Origin of the sequence: uncultured Methylobacterium sp. (genome assembly GCF_964251405.1) — a bacterium.
Taxonomy (GTDB): domain Bacteria; phylum Pseudomonadota; class Alphaproteobacteria; order Rhizobiales; family Beijerinckiaceae; genus Methylobacterium.
Genome location: NZ_CAXUJR010000069.1, coordinates 1 through 19,898, shown reverse-complemented (window position 1 = coordinate 19,898; position 19,898 = coordinate 1). Strand labels below are relative to the sequence as shown.

General features: G+C 69.3%; 24 protein-coding genes. 9 read left to right on the top strand and 15 right to left on the bottom strand.

Features of this window, described 5'->3' with window-relative positions; translation table 11 throughout:
- The 4 genes from ACFE7U_RS12900 to ACFE7U_RS12885 all read left to right on the top strand — a co-directional run.
- Positions 1 to 423 (top strand): Crp/Fnr family transcriptional regulator (locus ACFE7U_RS12900; RefSeq protein ID WP_375410132.1); only part of this gene is annotated, 423 nt, incomplete at its 5' end.
- Entirely contained in the window at positions 423 to 683 is a 261-nt protein-coding gene (locus ACFE7U_RS12895; protein ID WP_375410131.1) for a DUF6894 family protein, read from the top strand. The genes ACFE7U_RS12900 and ACFE7U_RS12895, both read left to right, overlap by 1 nt.
- Positions 684 to 858: 175 nt before the next feature.
- Positions 859 to 999: a hypothetical protein gene (locus ACFE7U_RS12890; protein WP_375410130.1), complete on the top strand. Its 141-nt coding sequence runs from the start codon at positions 859 to 861 to the stop codon at positions 997 to 999.
- A 96-nt stretch (positions 1,000 to 1,095) separates the two neighbouring features.
- A complete protein-coding gene (locus ACFE7U_RS12885; RefSeq protein WP_375410129.1) occupies positions 1,096 to 1,320 on the top strand; it encodes a DUF2892 domain-containing protein in 225 nt (74 codons plus the stop codon).
- Between the two features lie 107 nt (positions 1,321 to 1,427).
- On the opposite strand, the gene ACFE7U_RS12880 is transcribed toward ACFE7U_RS12885, so the two are convergent.
- On the bottom strand, positions 1,428 to 1,694 hold the full coding sequence (locus ACFE7U_RS12880; protein WP_375410128.1) for a GlsB/YeaQ/YmgE family stress response membrane protein: 267 nt from the start codon (positions 1,692 to 1,694) through the stop codon (positions 1,428 to 1,430).
- Positions 1,695 to 1,921: 227 nt separating this feature from the next.
- Between ACFE7U_RS12880 and ACFE7U_RS12875 the strand changes: the two genes are divergently transcribed.
- Together ACFE7U_RS12875 and ACFE7U_RS12870 are read left to right on the top strand one after the other, a co-directional pair.
- Positions 1,922 to 2,281 (top strand): RidA family protein, encoded by a 360-nt coding sequence (locus ACFE7U_RS12875; RefSeq protein WP_375410127.1) that lies wholly within the window; start codon positions 1,922 to 1,924, stop codon positions 2,279 to 2,281.
- Positions 2,281 to 3,381: a polyamine ABC transporter substrate-binding protein gene (locus tag ACFE7U_RS12870; RefSeq protein ID WP_375410126.1), complete on the top strand. Its 1,101-nt coding sequence runs from the start codon at positions 2,281 to 2,283 to the stop codon at positions 3,379 to 3,381. The genes ACFE7U_RS12875 and ACFE7U_RS12870 overlap by 1 nt, the downstream gene beginning before the upstream one ends.
- A 154-nt stretch (positions 3,382 to 3,535) precedes the next feature.
- Here the strand turns inward: ACFE7U_RS12870 and ACFE7U_RS12865 are convergent, their stop codons facing one another.
- Both ACFE7U_RS12865 and ACFE7U_RS12860 read right to left on the bottom strand, forming a co-directional pair.
- The gene (locus tag ACFE7U_RS12865; protein ID WP_375410125.1) at positions 3,536 to 3,958 is read right to left on the bottom strand and encodes a BLUF domain-containing protein; all 423 of its coding nucleotides are present in this window, start codon (positions 3,956 to 3,958) and stop codon (positions 3,536 to 3,538) included.
- 112 nt (positions 3,959 to 4,070) lie between these two features.
- Positions 4,071 to 4,490 carry a DUF3597 domain-containing protein gene (locus ACFE7U_RS12860; protein ID WP_375410124.1) on the bottom strand — a complete coding sequence of 140 codons (420 nt, stop codon included), beginning with the start codon at positions 4,488 to 4,490 and terminating at the stop codon, positions 4,071 to 4,073.
- Positions 4,491 to 4,790: 300 nt separating this feature from the next.
- Between ACFE7U_RS12860 and ACFE7U_RS12855 the strand changes: the two genes are divergently transcribed.
- The 3 genes from ACFE7U_RS12855 to ACFE7U_RS12845 are packed head-to-tail and all read left to right on the top strand — an operon-like array spanning position 4,791 to position 7,291.
- The gene (locus ACFE7U_RS12855) at positions 4,791 to 5,759 is read left to right on the top strand and encodes an ABC transporter substrate-binding protein (protein ID WP_375410133.1); all 969 of its coding nucleotides are present in this window, start codon (positions 4,791 to 4,793) and stop codon (positions 5,757 to 5,759) included.
- Between the two features lie 21 nt (positions 5,760 to 5,780).
- Positions 5,781 to 6,533: an ABC transporter permease gene (locus ACFE7U_RS12850; RefSeq protein ID WP_375410123.1), complete on the top strand. Its 753-nt coding sequence runs from the start codon at positions 5,781 to 5,783 to the stop codon at positions 6,531 to 6,533.
- The gene (locus ACFE7U_RS12845) at positions 6,533 to 7,291 is read left to right on the top strand and encodes an ABC transporter ATP-binding protein (protein ID WP_375410122.1); all 759 of its coding nucleotides are present in this window, start codon (positions 6,533 to 6,535) and stop codon (positions 7,289 to 7,291) included. Before ACFE7U_RS12850 ends, ACFE7U_RS12845 begins: the two co-directional genes overlap by 1 nt.
- Here ACFE7U_RS12845 and ACFE7U_RS12840 read toward each other — a convergent pair.
- The 12 genes from ACFE7U_RS12840 to glyA all read right to left on the bottom strand — a co-directional run bounded on the left by ACFE7U_RS12840 (position 7,288) and on the right by glyA (position 19,743).
- Complete coding sequence (locus ACFE7U_RS12840) at positions 7,288 to 7,968, bottom strand: HAD hydrolase-like protein (protein ID WP_375410121.1); 681 nt, start codon at positions 7,966 to 7,968, stop codon at positions 7,288 to 7,290. The two genes, ACFE7U_RS12845 and ACFE7U_RS12840, sit on opposite strands and share 4 nt — an antisense overlap.
- 5 nt (positions 7,969 to 7,973) lie before the next feature.
- Positions 7,974 to 9,866 carry a PAS domain S-box protein gene (locus ACFE7U_RS12835; RefSeq protein ID WP_375410120.1) on the bottom strand — a complete coding sequence of 631 codons (1,893 nt, stop codon included), beginning with the start codon at positions 9,864 to 9,866 and terminating at the stop codon, positions 7,974 to 7,976.
- Positions 9,867 to 10,086: 220 nt separating this feature from the next.
- Positions 10,087 to 11,178: an alkene reductase gene (locus ACFE7U_RS12830; RefSeq protein ID WP_375410119.1), complete on the bottom strand. Its 1,092-nt coding sequence runs from the start codon at positions 11,176 to 11,178 to the stop codon at positions 10,087 to 10,089.
- Positions 11,179 to 11,326: 148 nt separating this feature from the next.
- Positions 11,327 to 12,337, bottom strand: coding sequence for a thiamine-phosphate kinase (thiL, locus tag ACFE7U_RS12825; RefSeq protein ID WP_375410118.1), 1,011 nt, complete (start codon positions 12,335 to 12,337; stop codon positions 11,327 to 11,329).
- Between the two features lie 7 nt (positions 12,338 to 12,344).
- Positions 12,345 to 12,836 carry a transcription antitermination factor NusB gene (gene nusB, locus ACFE7U_RS12820; RefSeq protein WP_375410117.1) on the bottom strand — a complete coding sequence of 164 codons (492 nt, stop codon included), beginning with the start codon at positions 12,834 to 12,836 and terminating at the stop codon, positions 12,345 to 12,347.
- A gap of 4 nt (positions 12,837 to 12,840) precedes the next feature.
- Entirely contained in the window at positions 12,841 to 13,356 is a 516-nt protein-coding gene (gene ribH, locus ACFE7U_RS12815) for a 6,7-dimethyl-8-ribityllumazine synthase (RefSeq protein ID WP_375410116.1), read from the bottom strand.
- A gap of 330 nt (positions 13,357 to 13,686) precedes the next feature.
- Complete coding sequence (locus ACFE7U_RS12810; protein ID WP_375410115.1) at positions 13,687 to 15,333, bottom strand: methyl-accepting chemotaxis protein; 1,647 nt, start codon at positions 15,331 to 15,333, stop codon at positions 13,687 to 13,689.
- Positions 15,278 to 15,682 carry a hypothetical protein gene (locus tag ACFE7U_RS12805; RefSeq protein WP_375410114.1) on the bottom strand — a complete coding sequence of 135 codons (405 nt, stop codon included), beginning with the start codon at positions 15,680 to 15,682 and terminating at the stop codon, positions 15,278 to 15,280. Before ACFE7U_RS12805 ends, ACFE7U_RS12810 begins: the two co-directional genes overlap by 56 nt.
- Before the next feature lie 278 nt (positions 15,683 to 15,960).
- Positions 15,961 to 16,611, bottom strand: a complete 651-nt coding sequence (locus ACFE7U_RS12800; protein ID WP_375410113.1) for a riboflavin synthase — start codon at positions 16,609 to 16,611, stop codon at positions 15,961 to 15,963.
- Entirely contained in the window at positions 16,593 to 17,747 is a 1,155-nt protein-coding gene (gene ribD / locus ACFE7U_RS12795; RefSeq protein ID WP_375410112.1) for a bifunctional diaminohydroxyphosphoribosylaminopyrimidine deaminase/5-amino-6-(5-phosphoribosylamino)uracil reductase RibD, read from the bottom strand. Before ribD ends, ACFE7U_RS12800 begins: the two co-directional genes overlap by 19 nt.
- Positions 17,744 to 18,262, bottom strand: a complete 519-nt coding sequence (nrdR, locus tag ACFE7U_RS12790) for a transcriptional regulator NrdR (RefSeq protein ID WP_375410111.1) — start codon at positions 18,260 to 18,262, stop codon at positions 17,744 to 17,746. The genes ribD and nrdR overlap by 4 nt, the downstream gene beginning before the upstream one ends.
- Positions 18,263 to 18,438: 176 nt before the next feature.
- On the bottom strand, positions 18,439 to 19,743 hold the full coding sequence (gene glyA, locus ACFE7U_RS12785) for a serine hydroxymethyltransferase (RefSeq protein WP_375410110.1): 1,305 nt from the start codon (positions 19,741 to 19,743) through the stop codon (positions 18,439 to 18,441).
- Positions 19,744 to 19,898: the final 155 nt, after the last annotated feature.

Here is a 19,898-nt window from a genome sequence, read left to right as displayed (position 1 = left end):
ATGCAGCTCGCGGGCGAAGGCCTGCGCATCACCGTTGACGCGCTGTGTTCTGCCGTTGGCGCAAGTCCGTCCCTGCACAGATTGCTGCTGCGCTACGTCCAGACCGAAATCGTCCAGACCCGGCAGACCGCCTACGTCAACGGAAGCTTCAACATCGAGGCTCGCCTCGCCCGCTGGCTGCTGATGTGCCACGACCGGGTCGATGGTGACGATCTCCTGCTCAAGCACGACTTCCTGGCCATGATGCTCGGCGTGCAGCGCTCCGGCGTGACCCTGGCGTTGCAGAACCTGGAGGGGGCTGGCCGGATCAGGGCCCGACGCGGGCGCATCACGGTGATCGACCGCGAGCGTCTGGAGGCGATGGCGGATGGCAGCTACGGCGCACCCGAGGCCGAGTATGGTCGACTGATCGAGGGCGCCTGATGCCGCGCTACTTCTTGAACCTGCGCCACCAGCCAGGGCCGGACGGACTGGCTGTCGACCCCGAAGGCGATGAGCTCGCCGACGTCATTGCCGTACGCGAGCATGCGTTGAGAGCCGCCCGCGATCTGATTGCCCGAACGCAGTCCTACAACGTACGGGACTGGTTCGTGTGCGCCTTCGAGATCACCGACGCGGACGGCCGACACGTTCTCACGGTGCCGTTCAGCGATACGGTTCCGGACGCGGGCGACGAGGACTGAGGAGGGAGCATCCCGGTTGCCGTCATGAGGGAGAGGCCCTGCCGCACCGTCACCTCTCCCTGCCGCCGCAATCACGGCATCATCGCTGGAGGCCGCGGTCGGCGGGCAGCCGTATCTTGCGGGCGATGCCTTCAGCGCGGCCGACCTCTATGTCGGCGCGCACCTCTCCTAGGACATGGGCTTCGGGCTCCTGGAGAAGCGGCCGGCCTTCGAGGCCTACGTGGCCCGGCTCGTCGCCCGCCCCGACGCCCTGCGCGCCAGCGCGATCGACGACGCCCTGCTCGAGGAGGCCGGCGCTCCGAAGCCCTCGGCCTGAGGCGACGCCCCCGAACCGGGCGCTCTCCTCCGGTCTCGCGGAACGCCGCCTTGCCTGCGGCGTTCGCCCAGCGACCCCTCTCATGGAGACCAACCGATGGCCAACGACATGATCACCGACATCTTCAGCGGTACGCCGAACCTCACCACCACCGAGCGGGCCGTGTCCGTGGTGCTCGGTCTCGGCATCGCCGCGGCCGCAGCCCAGCCCCGCCCGAACAAGTGGCTGAGCCTCGCCGCGCTGATCGTCGGTGCCGGCCTCGCGATGCGCGGCGCCACCGGCCATTGCGCCATCAAGGCGGTGGCCCAGCAGGGCGCCTGAACCTCGAGGACAGCGACCGCGAGACGAAGAAAGGGGTGCCGCGAGGCACCCCTTTTTTGCTGGATCGGTTCGCGGCGTGCCGGGGCACGCCGCGGCTCGCCTGCCCGTCAGAGCGTGGTGGAGGTCCGGCGGCTGGCGATGAAGCCGTAGATCGCAAGGACCACGACGGCGCCGACGATGGCGCCGATGAAGCCCGCGCCCTGGTTCGGCCCGTACCAGCCCACGGCCTGGCCGATGAAGGTCGCCACGAAGGCGCCGACGATGCCGAGGATGGTGGTCAGGATGAAGCCCGACGGCTCGTTCGGGCCGGGCATGAGGAACTTGGCGATGAGCCCGGCGACGAAGCCGATGATGATGGTGCCGATGATACCCATGGGTCGATCCTCGCGAAGCGGCCGACGAACTTGGCCGTGCTGTGGTGATCAAACGCCGCATCGGGGGAACGGTTGCGCGCCGGCCCATGAGTTTGTCGCAGCGCGATAAAGCCGTCCGGCCAGACCCTTTACCGGGATGCTCCGATCGCGGCACAAGGCGGGGTGACAGCCGCGCCTCGGGTGGCGGCCACTCGACCTCGGGACTCCTCACCAAAGGACTGGACGGCATGACGGCAATTCAGCGTTTCGAATCCGGCCCCCGGATGTCCCAGGCCGTGACCCACGGCGACCTCGTCTTCCTCGCCGGCCAGACCGCGGGCAATCCCGAGGGCACCGGCGTCACCGCGCAGACGGGGCAGATCCTGGGCCAGATCGACCGGCTGCTCGCGCTCGCCGGCAGCGACAAGAGCCGCATCCTTTCGGCCACGGTCTACCTCTCCGACATCGCCACCTTCGGCGAGATGAACGAGGCCTGGGAGGGCTGGGTCGACCGCGCCAACCCGCCCGCCCGCGCCACCGTCGAGGCGCGGCTGTGCGAGCCGTTCTACCTCGTCGAGATCGTGGTGGTCGCCGCGCGGGGCGTGTGATGCGTCGCCGCGCCCTCCTCTGGGCCTTCGCCCTCGCGCTCCTCGGTGCCGGCCCGGCGGCCGCGCAGAAGCCCGAGCGTGTCGTCAACATCTACAACTGGTCGGACTACATCGACCCGAAGGTGCTGGAGGCCTTCACCAAGGAGACCGGCATCACGGTCGTCTACGACACCTACGACAACAACGAGATCCTCGAGACCAAGCTTCTCGCCGGCCGTTCCGGCTACGACGTCGTCGTGCCCTCCGGCCCGTTCCTGCAGCGGCTGATCCGGGCGGGCGTGTTCCAGCCCCTCGACAAGGGGAAGATCCCGAACCTGCGCCACGCCTGGCCGGAGATCGCCCAGCGCCTGTCAGTCTACGATCCCGGGAACGCCTACGCGGTCGACTACATGTGGGGCACCACCGGCATCGGCGTGAACATGACCGCCGTGCGCGAGCGCCTCGGCCCGAGCCAGGCCCTCAACACCTGGAGCCTGGTCCTCAACCCCGCGCTCATCGGCAAGCTCAAGGATTGCGGGGTGATGCTGCTCGATTCCCCCGAGGACCTGATCCCCAGCATGCTGCCGGCCTACGGCTTGAAGCCCGATACCAAGCGCTGGGACGACATCACCCAGGTCACGGACGCGCTCTACAAGGTGCGCGGGTCGGTGCGGAAGTTCCACTCCTCGGAATACATCAACGGGCTCGCCGCCGGCGACCTCTGCCTCGCGGTGGGCTATTCCGGCGACGTGATGCAGGCGAAGCGGCGCGCCGAGGAGGCCAAGAACGGCGTCGAGATCGCCTACATGATCCCCCGGGAAGGCGCGCTGATGTGGTTCGATTCCTTCGCGATCCCGAAGGACGCCCCCCACCCGACGGAAGCTTACGCCTTCATCGACTACATGATGCGCCCGGAGGTGGCGGCGGCCAACTCGAACTTCGTCTCCTATGCGAGCGGCAACCTCGCCGCCAAGGCCCTGGTGAAGCCAGAGATCCTGGCCAATACCGGCATCTACCCCGACGAGGCGATGATGGCGCGGCTGTTCACCAACACAGCCTGGGATGACCGGACGCAACGGTTCGTCACGCGGAACTGGACGCGGGTGCGGACGGGGCGGTGAACCGGGAAAACTCCTGGCACCGGCGGATGCCGATCCTCAGAGCGATCGACGCTCACGACGTGGCGAACGAAAGGTGCCCGGTTTGGTCGCCGCCATCGCCGTATTCCAGGGCATCACATCGCCTCGGCGAGCGACGGGCGTGGCCCGCCCTGATTCAGACGGATGACTCGCCGACAGCTTCGGCGGGTTCGACCGCGAGCCGCTCGAAGATCCCAAGAAGCTGCTGCTGCGACGCTTGAGCGATCGCCCCGTCGGCGACTTCGGCCGGCGACCACATCCAGGAGCGCGCCGGGTCGCTCCGCATGGCCCAGGCGGGGAATAGACGTTCCGTGACGCCCTGGTAGGACAACCGGTTAATTTCAAGATGCCGGTCGTCGCTCACGATCCGTGAATAGGTGGCATCGAGCGCTTCCACCGTACCTTCAAGCAGTTGCAAGTAGACATCCGCCCTGCAAATCAGAGCGCCGGTGATTCCGTCGCGTGTATTGCAACGCCGCGACTGAGAAAGGATGCCATTCAGGGCTGCCTGATCAAACCCGAAGGGGCGCGATGCGTAGATGAGCTGCACGAGGTTCATTGCGGCTATGTCCCATTGGGTCGAATCCGCAAAGGTTAGGATATGAACGGGTCCAGCGCCACAGGGCGTGCGCGCTTCCCTCCCCCGCGGAGGGGGAGGGTGATCGGGTCGATCAATCCTTGAGGTCGGCCGGGACCTTGCCGCCGTTCTCCTCAAGCTTCTTGATCACCTGCTTGTGCAGCCAGACGTTCATCGTGGCCGAGTCGTTCTTGTCGCCGGTGTAGTGCAGCTCGTCGGCGAGCGACTTGCGGGCGGTGAGGCTCGAATCGATATCGAGGAGCTTCATCAGGTCGACGATCGAGGTGCGCCAGTTGAGCTGCTGCGAGTTCTTCGCCGCCATGCCGTTCAGCACCTCCTCGACGTCGACGGAGCCGGCCGCCACGGCGCCGGTGGTGCCGCTGCTCGTCGGGCTGCCCGAGAGCGCGCCGCCAGCCGAAGGGGCCGCGTCGGTGGAGGAGGGCTTGGCCTGCGCCTCGGAGCCGCCGCCGAAGGGATGGAGAATCTTGCTGACGATGCTGCCGAGAAAGCTCATGGTCCGAATTCCTTAAGTGACGTCGCCGCCGGCCACGCGGCCGGGGCGGGGTGACAACGGGGCTGATCCAGGCCCGTTCCCCGCTCCCTCGCCGTTGCCGCATCGCGATGGCGCTCGGCGGCCTCGATCTTGCGCCGATGGGGCGCCCATGCGATGGCCCGGGCCGCGCGGCGCGCTCGAGAGCCGCGGCACGGGCCATGATCGGCCCGGATGCCCCGCGGCCCCACCTGCCGGAACCGTTGCCCGATGCGCACGCCGCTCTCCGTCCTCGCGACGCTCCTCGCCGCCCTCGCCGGGCTGATGCTCGGTGGGGCGGCCTCCGCCCAGACCGTGCCGGTGCGCATCGGCGTGATCCCGATCGTCGGCGCCGCCCCGATCTTCGTGGCCGACGGCGAGGGCTGGCTGAAGGAGGCGGGCCTGAAGCCGTCCTTCACGACCTTCGAATCCGGCCCCAACATGATCCAGGCGCTGGCATCCGGCACCATCGACGTCTACGTCGCCGGCATCGCGCCGCTGGCGGTGGCCCGCACCAAGGGCATCGATGTGCGGGTCGTCGCCGCCACCGCCATCGAGGAGATGGTGTTCGTGGCCGGGCCGAAGCTCGCCCCCTATTTCGTCGGCGGCGCCGACAAGGCGCAGGCTTTTGCGCAGTTCAAGGCCAAGGAGGGCCGCGCCGCCCGTCTCGCCACGCAGCCGCCGGGCTCGGTGCCCAACACCACCCTGCAATACTGGCTCTGGCAGGTCGCCAAGGCCGACAAGGCCAATGCCGACGTCGTGCCGATGGGCATCGACGCGACGCAGCAGGCGGTGCTGGCCGGCGCCGTCGATGGCGCCTCGATCCGCGAGCCGGCGCTCACCATCGTCCAGAGCCGCAACCCGGCGATCAAGCTGATCGCCACCGGCGGCGAGATGTTCCCCGATCAGCCCGGCACGGTGGTGGGCGTCTACGGCGCTTTCGCCGACAAGAACCCGGCCGCCGTCGAGGGGCTCGTGAAGGCGCTGGTGCGCGCCTCCGACCTCCTCAAGTCCGACCCCGCCCGCGCCGCGGTGCCGGTGGAGGCGGCTTTGGGCAAGGGCATCACCGATCTCGCCACGATCCAGCGGGCGATCACCTCGCCGGCGGCCAAGTTCACCGCCGACCCGCGCTCCATCATCGCCGCCACCAAGGCGATGCAGGCCTACCAGGTCTCGATCGGGACGCTGGACAAGGACATCCCCATCGAGGGTCTGTTCGATTCCAGCTACTACGAGAAGGCGACCGCGCGCTGAGCGCGAGACCCGCCTAGCCCCATGGCACGCATTCCCGCGACGCTGCTTGCCGCCGCCGGCCTCCTCGCCTTCCTCGTCTTCTGGGAGGCGATGCCCCGGCTCGGGCTGATCAACCCGGCCTTCCTGCCGCCGCCGAGCTCGATCCCGCCTGCCTTCCTCAAGGAGGTCCGCCTCGGGATCTGGTCCGAGGCGGTGGCCTCGAGCCTGAGCCACTACGTTGCCGGACTCCTGGCCGGGGCCGGTGCGGGGATCGGGCTCGGCCTGCTGAGCGGCATGTCGCGGGGCTTTGAGGCCGCCACCGCCTGGGTCGTGCGTCTGCTCCGGCCCATTCCCGGCCTCGCCTGGGTGCCGTTCGCGATCATCTGGTTCGGGGTCCAGCCCGAGGCGGCGGTGTTCATCATCGCCATCGGGGTGTTCTGGATCGTGTTCTTCGCCACGCAGGGAGCGGTCAGGGGCGTCGACCGCGACCTCATCGAGGTGGCGCAGGCCTTCGGGTTCCGCTCGGCCCTGTCGCGGCTCACCAAGATTCTGCTGCCGGCCGCCACGCCCGGCATCCTCGTCGGCCTGCGCACGGCGCTCGGCCAGGCCTGGATGGCGGTGGTGGCCGCCGAGATCTTCGGCGTGCCGGGCGTCGGCGCCCGGATGATGCAGGCCTCAAGCCTGCTCTCCACCGACATCGTCGTGGTCTACATGCTCACGATGGCCGGGCTCTACGGGCTTTTCGACACCGCCTTCGTCGCCCTCCAGGGCTGGCTCCTGCGGTGGCGCGCCTGATGTCGGAGCCGATCATCACCATCGAGGGGCTGAGCCTCGCCTACGAGCGCGACGGCACCCGCAACGTCATCCTGGCGGACCTCGACCTCGTCGTGACGCGCGGCGAGTTCGTCGTCATCGTCGGCGAGTCCGGGGTCGGCAAGTCCACGGTCCTGCGCGTGCTGATCGGGCTCGCTCGGCCGAGCACCGGAACGGTTCGGCTCGCCACGCGGCCGGGCTGCCGCACGCCGATGGCGCTGGTGTTCCAGGATGCCCGCCTGCTGCCGTGGCGGCGGGTGGTCGCCAACGTCGCCTTCGGACTCGAGGGCTCCGGGTTCTCCCGCGCTCAGCGCCTCGCCAAGGCGCGCGAGATGCTGGCGCTGGTGGGTCTGTCGGATCTCGCGGAGCGCTGGCCGCACCAGCTCTCGGGCGGCCAGCGCCAGCGCGTCGCCATCGCCCGTGCGCTCGCCGTCGACCCCGACGTGCTCCTGATGGACGAGCCGTTCTCGGCCCTCGACAGCCTCACCCGTGAGGGGCTTCAGGACGAATTGCAGCGCATCCAGGCGGCAACCGGCAAGACCATCCTGTTCGTGACCCACGACATCGACGAGGCGGTGACGCTGGCCGACCGCGTCGTGGTGCTGGCCGGCTCTCCGGGACGGGTGGCGGCCGACATGACCATCGACGTGCCACGGCCCCGCCGACGCCGGGACGGGGCTCTGCTGCAGGCGGCGCGGCAGCTACGGGCGGAACTGTCGGGGCGCTCGGCCGAGCTCTAGGATGCCCCTGCGATCGGGGCCCCCGCCGCACCGGCGACTTCCAAGCGGGGCGCCAGGGCCGTGAGAATGTCGGCCGGGTCGGAGAAGCAGTAGGCCGGGCCGAGGGCCGCCAGCGCGTCGGCGCGGGTGTAGCCCCAGGCGACGGCGGCGAAGTCGCAGCCTGCGGCCTGTGCCGCCTCATGGTCGCGGGTCTCGTCCCCGACATAGAGCGTCGCGGCCCCTGTGACCCCCGCACCGCGGATCAGGGATTTCAGCCGCTTGGCCTTGCCGTAGAGCGACGCGCCGCAGGCGTAGCGGCCGATCCCGGCGGCGAGGTCGGGTCCGAGAACGCGGCGGATGTTGGCCTCGGCGTTGGAGCTGACGATGGCGAGCGGTACGCCGCCGCGCGCGAGCTCCCCGAGCATCGGGGCGATGGCGGGAAACAACGGGATGCCGGCGATGTCGCGCGCCGCGAGCGCTTTGATGTGGCGGGTGACCAGAGGCAGCTTCCAGGCCGGGATGCCGAGATGGCGCACGATCGCGCTCGCACCCATGCCGCGTAGCGCCTCGATCTCGTCCTCGCCGACCTGCCGGAAGCGGTAGCGGGCCGCGACCTCGTTGAGAACGCCGCAGAACCACGGGAAGCTGTCCGCCAGCGTCCCGTCGAAATCGAAGACGACCAACTTGTAGGGCGGCACCGCGCTCAGTACCTCAGGTTGGCCACCGGCACGCAGAGACGCATTACGAGGCCTGCGGGTGCCCAATCCCGGCTCAGGGTCCCGTCGAGCTGCCCGGCGACGCTGCGCTCGGCCAGGACGGTGCCGAAACCCTGGCGGGTCGGAGCGCCGGTCACCCGCGGCCCGCCGCTCTCGGCCCAGGTCAGCGCGTAGGTCGTCGCATCGCGCCGGCCGGTGAGCGTCACCCTGCCCCCGGTGGCGGAGAGGCCGCCATACTTCATCGCGTTCGTGGCCTGCTCGTGCATGATCAGGGCGAGGGCCGTGGCCGAACCGTCGCCGACCTCGACGTCGTCGCCTTCGACCACCACCCGGGCGGTCCCCTCCTCGGTGTAGGCCGCCATGATGAGGCGCATCAGGCCGAGCACGGTCTGGCCGCCGAGCGAGGGCGCGCTCGCGGGGGAATGGGGCCGGACGTATTCGTGGGCCAGCGCCAGGGCGCCGAGCCGTTGGCGGAACGCCTCCACGAAGGGCTTGGCGCCCGGATCGCTCCGGCCCGACAGGGCGGCGATCCCGCCGACGACGGCGAAGATGTTCTTGATCCGGTGGGACAGCTCCTTGATCAGGAGGTCCCGGGCCTCCTCGGCGCGCTTGCGCTCGCGCAGGTCGCGCGTGACGGTCGCGTAGCCCATCAGCGCGCCGTCGTCGCCGTGAATCGGGAAGATGTTGTAGAGGACCGCGATTCCCTCCCCGGTGACGAAATGGCGGAACGCCAGTTCGCCCTCCCACCAGCCGTCGCGCTTGACCGTATCGAGCACGACGTCCTCGATATGGGCACGGCTCTGCGGCGTGAAATAATCGGCCAAGGCGGTATCGGCGGCGGTATCGCCGAGGCCGACGAGCCGCCGTCCGGCGGCGTTGACGTGCAGGATCGTGAAGGCCTCGTCGACGATGCCGATGAAGTCCTTCGATTGCTCCACGATCGCCGCCAGCTTGCGGGCCTCGCCCTCCGCCTGCTTGAGATCCTCGATGTCGGTGCAGGTGCCGAACCAGCGCTCGATGCGGCCTTCGGCGTCGCGCAGGGGCATGGCCCGGCCCAGCGTCCAGCGATAGGCGCCCGAATGGTGGCGCAGGCGGTATTCGACCTCATAGGGGTCGCCGGTGGCGAGGCTATGGCGCCAGCGAGCCCAGGCCCGCTGCTGATCGTCGGGGTGGAACATGCCGTTCCAGCCCTCTCCGTTGGTCGACCCTGGCGGAACGCCGGTGAACTCGTACCAGCGGTCGTTGTAGAAATCGTGGAAGCCGTCGGGGAGCGTGGTCCAGACCATCTGCGGCATCGCCCCGGTCATCACCCGGAAGCGACGCTCGCTCGCGGCGAGCTCGGCCTCCCGCTCCGCCACATCCTCGCGGACGCGCCGGGTCTCGATCAGGGCCGCCACCTGCCGAGCCAGGGCGCACAGGATGTCGGCCTGAGTGTCGGTGAGGCCGCTGGGGCGCGGCGAGCGGTCGAGGATGCACAGGCTCCCCATCGGCATGCCCGATGCCGTCCGGATCACGGCTCCGGCATAGAAGCGCAGGGCGTCCGGCCCGATGACGAAGGGGTTGCCGCTGGTGCGCGGGTCGGCCCTGAGGTCGGGGATGACCAGGATGGCGTCGGTCTCGATCGTGTGGGCGCAGATCGAGTCCTGACGCGGGGTCTCGGTTTGGTCGAGACCGATGCGGGCCTTGAACCATTGCCGCGATTCGTCGACGAGGCTGACGAGGGCGATCGGCGCCTCGGTGACCAGCGACGCGATGCGCACGATGTCGTCGTAGGCGTCCTCGGCCCCGGTATCGAGAATCCGCAGTTCATGCAGATGCGCGAGCCGATCGTCCTCGGACCAACGATCGGCCGCCGGCTGGCAGGGAACGTTCAGACTCAACAGCGCAGGCCCTCACTCGCAGATCGTCCATAGGCCCGAAAAGCGGCGTGGGATAGCATCTCCTGCGGCCGAGCTTGAACTTTTTGCCCCTTGCACAAGATGCGCCTAGATCTGAGGCAATCCGCCTCGATCAACCATCAGCATTACTCTGATCATAACGACGGTCATTGTACGAAATGATACAATGACCGTCCGTTTAGCCGACCTTAAGCTCTTCTGCTCAGGCGGCGTTGGCCTCGGCGAGGGTCGGATAATCGAGGTAGCCTGCCCGGCCCTGGCTGTACCAGGTCTTGGCGTCGTCCTTGTTCAGCGCAGCCCCCTTGGCGAGCCGCGCCGGCAGGTCGGGGTTGGCGATGAACGGCCGGCCGAAGGCGATGGCGTCGGCCTCCCCGGCTTCCAGTGCCGCCTCGGCGCGGGGGCCGTCGTAATCCGAGTTCAGGACGAGCGGCCCGCCGAAGGAACGCTTGATCGCCGGTGCGATGGGCGGACGATTCGAGGTGCCGAAGGTCCCGTTCGGTCCCGGCTCGCGCAATTCGAGGAAGGCGATGCCGACCTTGGCCAGCGCCGATGCGGCGGCACCGAACAGGGCTTCGGGGTTCGAGTCGTCCACGCCCTGGATCTCGCCGTTGGGCGAGAGTCGCACTGCGGTCCGCTCGGGTCCGACGGTTCCGGCGACCGCCTGCGTGACCTCGGCCAGCAGCCTGACGCGGTTCTCGATGGAGCCGCCATAGGCATCGTCGCGCAGGTTGCTGCCGTCGCGCAGGAACTGGTCGATGAGGTAGCCGTTGGCGGCGTGGATCTGGACGCCGTCGAAGCCGGCGGCGATGGCGTTGCGCGCGGCGCGCTCGTAATCGCCGAGCAGCCGCGGGATCTCGTCGAGGCCGAGCGGCCGTGCCTGGGTGTAGGGTTTCTTCCCGTCGTAGGTATGGGCCTGGTCCGGGGCCGTGGTAGCCGATGCCGAGACCGGCTGGGCTCCGCCGAGGAAATCCGGATGGACGATGCGGCCCATGTGCCAGAGCTGGCACAGGATGCGCCCGCCAGCCCGGTGGACCGCGTCTACCACGGGCTTCCATGCCTCGACCTGCGCGTCGGTCCAGATGCCGGGGCAGAACGGCCAGCCCGTGCCCTCGCGGCTGATACCTGTGGCCTCGCTGAGGATGAGGCCGGCCCCGGCCCGCTGGGTATAGTATTCCACCATCATCGGCGTCGGGACGTGCTCACGGGTGGCGCGGGCGCGGGTGAGCGGGGCCATGAAAATACGGTTCGGAGCGTCGATCGCGCCGAGGCGGATCGGATCGAACAGTGACGGCATGAAGGGTCTCTCGGGTTGCGTGTCGACGAAGGGAAGGCGGTTCCGGGCGTCGCGCGCCCACGGCCTTCTGCGGCTTAAGTGGGCCTCGAGCGTACGACTGCCATTCGCCAAAGCCGGCAGCCGGTGCGCCGGCGCACATGCGTCCGGTTCAGAAGTGGCTGAACGAACCGAGGGCGTAGACCCGGTCGGTGCCGTCCGCCATCCGGAAGGCGGGCAGCCCCTCGCCCGAAGTGACGGTGCCGATCACGCTCACGGGAACGCCGACGGCCGCACCGCCCGCGACGAACGCGGCGACGTCCGCCTCCGGCACGGCGCACAGGATCTCGTAATCGTCGCCGCCGGTCAGGGCGGTGTCGAGGAGGGCGGGCTCGCGGGCGATGGCGAGGCCGGCTTCGCAAGAGAGCGGGATGTCGCCGACGGCGACCACGGCGCTGCGCCCCTCCCCGCGCAGCATCTTGGCGAGATCCCCGGCGAGACCGTCCGAGACGTCCATGGCTGCCCTGGCATGGCGGCGCAGGTGAGACGCGATGGCCAGCCGCGGCCGGGGGTTGCGGTAGCGATCGACGAGGGCGGCCCGGGCCTTCTCGTCGAGGTCCCGAGCCCAGGCCGGCGCCGGGGATCGCGCGAGATGCAGCCCGATCGCCGCGTCGCCGATCGTGCCGGTGACGCAGAGGCGGTCGCCGATCCGTGCGGCCATCCGCCGGACCATGGTCCCGGCCGGCACCTCGCCCATGGCTGCGACGCCGACGAAGGCCGGACCTCCGGCGCGCACGGTGTCGCCCCCGAGCAGCGGACAGCCGAAATCCGCGATCGATGCGGCGAGTCCCGCGCTGAAATCCGCGAGCCATGCCTCCGTCCACCCCTCGGGCAGGCCGAGGGTGAGGACGAAGCCACGTGGTGAGGCGCCCTTGGCGGCGAGATCCGAGAGGTTCACGCCGAGCGCCTTGCGGGCGATCGAGGCGGCGGGGTCGTCGGGCAGGAAGTGGATTCCGGCCACCACGGTGTCGGTCGTGACGACGAGGTCGTGGCCGGGGCTCGGCGTCAGGGTGGCGGCATCGTCGCGAAGCCCGTCGGCGCCGGGTCCGGCGAGCGGCGCGAAGTAGCGCGCGATCAGCGCGTCCTCGCTCGGACCGGGCTCCGGCAGGGATGCGCCGCCCATCGCCCGCTCAGCTCTTGCCGCTGCCCGGCAGACCGGCGAATTCCTCGCCCCGGACATCGCGGGCGACCTTGTCGAGGACGGCGTTGACGAGGCCTGGTTCCTCGCCGGAGAAGAAGCTGTGGGCGACGTCGACGTATTCGGAGATCGCGGCGCGGGCCGGGACGTCGCGGCGGAACATGAGTTCGTAGGTCCCCGCCCGCAGGATCGCCCGCAACACCGACTCGATGCGCTTCAGCGACCAGCCGGCGGCGAGCGCGCCGTCGATCTGCGGGTCGATGGCGCGCTGCTCCTCCACGACCCCGCGCAGGAGGTCGCGGAAGAAGGCGATCTCGGCGGGGGGATGGTCGATGCCCTCGACCTCGCGGCCGATCCAGAAGGCCTCGAACTCGGCGAGCGCCTCGATCACGCCCTTGTCCGAGATCTCCATCTCGTAGAGGGCCTGGACCACGGAGAGCCGAGCCCCGCTGCGTTCCATCGTCTTCGACGTCGATCTGGCCATCGGCCTATTCCTCACCCACGGAGGCGGCAGCCGCGGCGCGCTTGAGCGCCAGCACAGCGAGAGCGGCCTCGGCCGCCCCGCCCCCCTTGTTCATCTCGGCGACGCGGGCTCGCGCCTCCGCCTGCTCTTGCGTCTCGACGGTGAGGATGCCGTTGCCCAGCGGCAGGCGCAGGGTCACGGACAGGTCCATGAGCGCGCGCGCGCTCTCGCCGGCGACGATGTCGTAATGGCCGGTCTCGCCGCGGATGACGCAGCCGAGGGCCACCGCCGCGTCGTAGGGCTGCCCGGCCCGGGCCGCGGCCTCGATCAGGATCGCGATGGCCGCCGGGATCTCGAGGGCGCCCGGCACCGTCGCGACGATCGCCTCCGCGCCGGCCGCCTCGATGGCGGCCTCGGCGCCCGCCAGAAGTTCGTCGGCGAGGGCGTCGTAATAGCGTGCCTCGACCACGAGGACGCGCGCACCCCTCACGGCGTCCGCGAGCCGCGGGTCGCTGCGGAAGGTCTGGCTTGCGGATACCATGGCGGCCTCGTCGCTGCGTGTCGTTACCGGGGGCTTCCCACCGCGCGTGGGCGGCGCGGCTAGGCCCGTTGCACTCTTGAACCGGAGGTCGCCGCCCTGGCCGGCCCGATGGTCTCGGGCCATCCGTCCGTCGCCGTCCCCGAATCCGGTGCGGATGCGGAGCGCCGCAGCACTAGACCGAAGCCCCGGTGGCCACAAGCGCAGGCGTGGTCCGGCCCCGGCCGGGGGCCGACATGGTCGCGAGCCAAAGCTTCTCGCCTGACGGCGAAACGGCCCCCCGTCTCCGGGAGGCCGCGTCGCAGGTGCTCAAGTCGGATGGGGCGTGCGTCCTCAGGCGGCGCGGATCTCTGCGAGGAAGCTGTCGACCTCCTGCTTGACGCTCAGCGACTGGGTGGCGAGTTCGGCCGCGGCCATGAGCACCTGCTGGGCGGCGCTGCCGGTCTCGCTCGACGAGGCCAGGACTCCGGCGACGTTCTTCGAGACGTCCTGGGTGCCACGCGCCGCCTCGGCGGCGTTGCGCGAGATCTCGTTGGTGGCCGCAGTCTGCTCGATCACGGTGGCGGCGATGGTGCCGGTGATCTCGTTGACCGAGACGATGGTCCGCCCGATGCCCTGGATCGCCGACAGCGCATGAGCGGAAGCCGCCTGGATCGCCGCGATCTGGCTCGAGATCTCCTGCGTCGCCCTGGCGGTCTGGCCGGCGAGTTCCTTCACTTCGGTCGCCACCACCGCGAAGCCGCGGCCCGCCTCGCCGGCGCGCGCCGCCTCGATCGTCGCGTTCAGGGCGAGCAGGTTGGTCTGGCCGGCGATGTTGGAGATCATCGTGACGGCGTCGCCGATCTTCTCGGCTGCCTGCGCGAGGTTGACCATGGAGCCGGTCGTCGTCTCGGCCTCGCTGGCGGCATGGCCGGCCACCTCGTTCGAGCGATGGACCTGACGCTCGATCTCCTGGAGCGAGGCGACCATCTCCTCGGCGGCGGCCGCAACGGTCTGGACGTTGGCCGAGGTCTCCTCGGCGGCGGCACTGGAGGCCAGGGCCTGGCTGTTGGTGGTGCCGGCGACGCCGGTCATCGAGCGGGCGGCGTCGAGTTCGGTGGAGGCCGAGGTCACGATGTCCAGGGAGCCGGCGATCTTCGTCTCGAAACCGCGCACGAGCTGGTCGACCCGGTCGGCCCGGCGCTGGCGAGCCGATTGCTGGGCGACCTGCTCGGACTCCAGTTCGATCCGCGCGATGGCGTTCCGGCGGAACACGTCCACGGCCTTGGCCATCTCGCCCATCTCGTCCACGGCGTCCTGCGCTGGAATGGTCAGCGCCGTCTCGCCGGCCGCGAGGCGCGTCATGGCGTTCGTCATGCCGGAGATCGGCGCGATGATGCTGCGCGCGATCCAGAAGGCCATGCCGGCACCGACCACCAGGATCAGCCCGAGCAGCCCGAGCTGGACGTTTTGGGCCGTGTTCATGGTGGCGTCGCTCTTCACGACCAGCTCCGTCAGCGTCGCCTCCAGCTTGGTGCGGACGGCAACGCCGGTCGTATTGATGGCCTCGACCTTCGGCTTGAGGGTCTTCTCGTAGAATTCGTCCGTCGCGACGATCGCCGTCGAGGTCGCCAGGAAGATCGTGCCGTAACCGTCGAGCGCCTCCTCGACGGCCTTCACGGCCTTGATCTGAGTGGCCGTCACATCGAGCGAGCGTAGCTTCAGGATCGCCGCACTCGCCTTTCCGACATTGACCGTGAAGGTGGCGGGTCCCTTGGCATCGTTCGTGGCGAGGAACCGCCACGCGCTGACGCGCGCGAGAAGCACGGCACTTTCGACCGCGGCAGCCTGTGCCGAGGGGCCTTCTTCGCCACCGGCGCGGATCTCGGCGACGAGTGCATTGGTGGCCTTGGTCAGGTTGTCGCCGGCCGCGAACAGCTTGACCTTAGTTCTCGCGGATCCGGTCCCCGAGCCCGACGAGCTTGGGCATTTCGCCCGCAAGCATCGCCGTCTCGCTGCGCACAACGGCATAGGCCGCCCGTCTCTCTTCACTGAGCGCCCGCTCGACGAGGCCGTCGGCCAGTTGCTTGATCGAGGCCAGGCTGGCGTTCATGCCGTCCGCCTGTTGCTGCGTCGGCATCGCCCGATAGTCCGTGCTCTGACCGACGAAGCGGTCGGTCAATCCGTTGACCGTGTACAATTCGCGCGCGGCCCGCTCGATCCGCCCCCGCGTTTCGAAAATGTCGTCGAGACTGTCGAGCTGCTGATAGGCGAAACCGCCCATTGCACCGGCGAGGACCACGAGCGTCGCGAAGCCACCGTAGAGACGCGAACGGATACCGAGTTTCATGGGAAAGGCTCGCAAGAGGGTTTCGGAAGAATCCTTCGCGCGAGAGTTGCACCGGAATGGTTTTTATTGGGTTAACCAGCGGTAGACAACATATTTCAAATCTGTCGTAGGTTGTGAATGTTCAATATCGGCCAGAAAATAATCTGGTGATGGCCGAGCCAATAACTGGCCTGTTTAATCACGAATAACGTCATCATTTCATCGTGCTGATTCGATGAAAGGCGGATGGCCATGATTCGCCGGAGGCTATTGCGAAAGGCTCTGGCCGTGGTTCCCGCTCACGAATTCTCTTTGACGGCATCCCGATTCTCGCTCAGGCGCGCGGCGTAGCGGGCGATGAGGTCGACTTCGAGGTTGAGGCGGTCGCCGACCCGGCGCTCGCCCCACGTGGTGACGGCCAGGGTGTGGGGTATCAGCAGGACGGAGAAGAGATCGCCGTCCACCGAATTGACGGTCAGCGAGGTGCCGTCGAGGCAGATCGAGCCCTTCTCGGCGATGAAGCGTGCCAGCGCCGCCGGCGCCCGGATCACGAAGCGGTCGCTCGGCGCCCAGGCCGGATCGCCCTCGCCTCCCGTCACGGGCTCACGGGCGACGATCTCCCCGAGCCCGTCGACGTGGCCGGTGACGAGGTGGCCGCCGAGCTCATCGCCGACCTTCAGCGAGCGCTCGAGGTTCACCCGCGTCCCCACCGCCCAGGCGCCGACGCTGGTCCGGGCCAGGGTCTCGGCGGCGGCGTCGACGTGGAAGCGGCAGCCGGCCCCGTCCGGCTCGACCGTCACCGCCGTGAGGCACGGACCGGAACAGGCGATCGAGGCGCCGAGCGCGATGGTCGCCGGGTCATAGGCGGACCGGATGGTCAGGTGCCGGAGGCGATCGTCGCCCTCGACCGCGACGACGATTCCGACATCGGTCACGAGTCCGGTGAACATGGCACGCTCCGCTCATAGGTGACCGCTCGGTCGGACCCGAGATCGCGGGTCTCGACCGGGCGCAGATGGCCGCTCGACAGGCGCTCGCCCAGATGGGGGCCGACGGCAGGCAGGCCGCCGCCCTCCCCGAGCTCGACCGGGCCGGTGATCAGGGTGCAGACATCGACGAGGTCGGCCTTCGCCAGGGCATCGCCGAGATGCGGTCCGCCCTCGCTGCAGATCCGCGACAGGCCGTAGTCGCCCAACCGCCGCAGGGCGGCGTCGAGGTCGATCCGGCCGTCGGCACCGGCATCGACGGACAGGATCTCGACGCCGGTCGAAGCCAGCATCCGCCGGGCGTGGGCCGGCGCCCCCGACGTGGTGACGACGAGGGTGGGGATGTCCCGCGCGCTGCGCACGAGATGCGTCGAGGGCAGGAGACGCAGGGTCGAGTCGAGCACGACCCGCACGGGCGAGCGCCCCGCGAGACCGGGCAAACGCACGTTGAGGGAGGGATCGTCCGCCCGCACCGTTCCAATCCCGACCATGATCGCATCGGAATGGGCGCGCCAGAGATGGACGAGACCGTTGGCGACGGCTCCGGTGATCTGCAGCCGCTTGTCGGGCGCACCCGCCGCGAAGCCGTCGCGGGTGCGTGCGAGCTTGAGGTGAAGGCTTGGGCGACCGAGGCCGATCCGGCTGACATGGCCGAGATGCGCGCGGTACGCCTCCTCGCGCAGGATGCCCGTGGTCACGGCGATCCCGGCGGCGCGCAGACGCGCGTGGCCGCTCCCGGCCACGCGCGGATCGGGGTCTTCCATCGCGGTCACCACGCGCGCGATACCGGCGCTCAGGATGGCATCCGTGCAGGGGGGCGTCCGTCCGTGATGCGAGCATGGCTCCAGGGTGACGTAGAGGGTGGCGCCGCGCGCGGCCTCCCCGGCCATGGCCACCGCCAAGGGCTCGCCGTGCGGCCGCCCGCCCGGGGCGGTAACGCCCTGCCCGACGATGCGCTCGAATCCGGGCTCGCCGGCCACCACCACCGCGCCGACGGAGGGATTGGGCCAGGTTCGACCGAGGTTGCGGTGTCCCAAAGCGAGGGCGAGCCGCATGAAGCGATGGTCGACCTCGATCGCTGGCGCACTCGACGACGTCATGGGCGAACCCGCGCGGGACGCTTGCGTCCGACCGGTGCCGCCTCGCCGTCGTCGGGTGCCGACGCGGCGCCACCGAGGGTCCCGAGCAAGGCCTTGAAGTCGCTGGCCTCGCGAAAATTCTTGTAGACGGAGGCGAAGCGGACATAGGCGACATCGTCGAGGCCCTTGAGCCCCTCCATCACCAGCTCGCCGATGGCCTCGCTGGCGATCTCGGCATCCCCGCTGCTCTCCAGCTGGCGGGTGATGCCGCTGACCAGGCGCTCGATGCGCTCGGGGTCCACCGGCCGCTTGCGCAGAGCCACCCCGATGGAGCGCTGCAGCTTGTCGCGGTCGAACGGGACGCGCTTGCCCGAGCGCTTGAGCACGACGAGTTCGCGCAGCTGCACGCGCTCGAAGGTCGTGAAGCGGCCTGCGCAATCCGGGCAGACCCGGCGCCGCCGGATCGCGGCCGCGTCGTCGCTGGGCCGCGAATCCTTCACCTGGGTGTCGGGGCCGCCGCAATAGGGGCATCGCATCGCGCGGTTGGACCTGTCTTCTGGATCTATCTTGGCCGGGTCCGGATCCCCGTGGTGCGGATGCCGGTCGGCGGGGCGGACCGCTCCGCCTAAAATGGGAACGGCCACGGACCTCAGGAGGTCCGTGGCCGCTGCATAGCTGGTCGAGGCCCGCGGGTTAAGCGGGCTGGCCCGGTTCAGCCGTAGATGGGGAAGCGATCGGTGAGGGCATGGACCTTGGCCTTCACCGCGGCCTCGACCTCGGCGTCGCCGCTCTCGCCCTTAGCCACGAGACCGTCGAGGACCTCGATGATGAAGCCGCCGATCTGCTTGAACTCGGCGACGCCGAATCCACGCGAGGTGCCGGCCGGGGTGCCGAGACGGATGCCCGAGGTGATCATCGGCTTCTGCGGGTCGAACGGCACGCCGTTCTTGTTGCAGGTGATGTCGGCCCGCGTCAGCGCCGCCTCCGCCGCCTTGCCGGTGAGGCCCTTCCTCTGCAGGTCGACCAGCATCAGGTGGTTGTCGGTGCCGCCCGAGGTGATGTCGTAGCCGCCCGTCATCAGGGTGTCGGCCAGCGCCTTGGCGTTCTCGATGATCTGGCGCGCGTAGATCTTGAACTCGGGCTTCAGGGCCTCGCCGAAGGCCACGGCCTTGCCGGCGATGACGTGCATGAGCGGGCCGCCCTGGAGACCGGGGAAGATCGCCGAGTTGAACTTCTTGGCGAGCGCCTCGTCGTTCGTCAGGATCATGCCGCCGCGCGGGCCGCGCAGGGTCTTGTGGGTCGTGGTGGTGGCCACGTGCGCATGCGGGAACGGCGACGGGTGGACGCCCGCCGCCACGAGGCCGGCGAAGTGCGCCATGTCGACGAGGAAGTAGGCGCCGACCGCATCGGCGATCTCCCGGAACTTCGCGAAGTCCCAGTGGCGCGGATACCCCGAGCCGCCCGCGATGATGATCTTGGGCTTGTGCTCGTGGGCGAGCGCCTCGACCTGCTCCATGTCGATGCGCTGGTCGTCGCGGCGCACGGTGTAGTGCACCGGCTTGAACCACTTGCCCGACATGTTGGGCGCGGCGCCGTGGGTGAGGTGGCCGCCGGCCGCGAGATCGAGGCCCAGGAAGGTGTCGCCGGGCTGCATCAGCGCCAGGAACACGCCCTGATTCGCCTGGGAACCGGAATTCGGCTGGACGTTGGCGAAGCCGCAATCGAACAGGCGCTTGGCGCGATCGATGGCGAGGTTCTCGGCGATGTCCACGAACTGGCAGCCGCCGTAGTAGCGACGGCCGGGATAGCCCTCAGCATACTTGTTGGTGAGCACCGAGCCTTGAGCTTCCAGCACCGCCTTGGAGACAATGTTCTCGGAGGCGATCAGCTCGATCTCATGCTGCTGGCGGCCGAGTTCCTGGCCGACGGCGCTGGCGATCTCAGGGTCCACGTCGGCCAGCGACGCGCTGAAGAACGAATTGGAGAAGTGCTTGTCGGAAGCGGTACCGGCGCTCATGGATGCCCTCGAGTGTTGAACGAGCTGACGCACCCTTGATCCGTCGGCGTGAACGGTCGGGCGCTTGAAGGAGGGATTACTACACGGGCCGGAATGTCAGGCCAAGCGCAGGGAGAATTTGCCGCGTGGGTGGAAAATTTTTAGATCGTGATTGC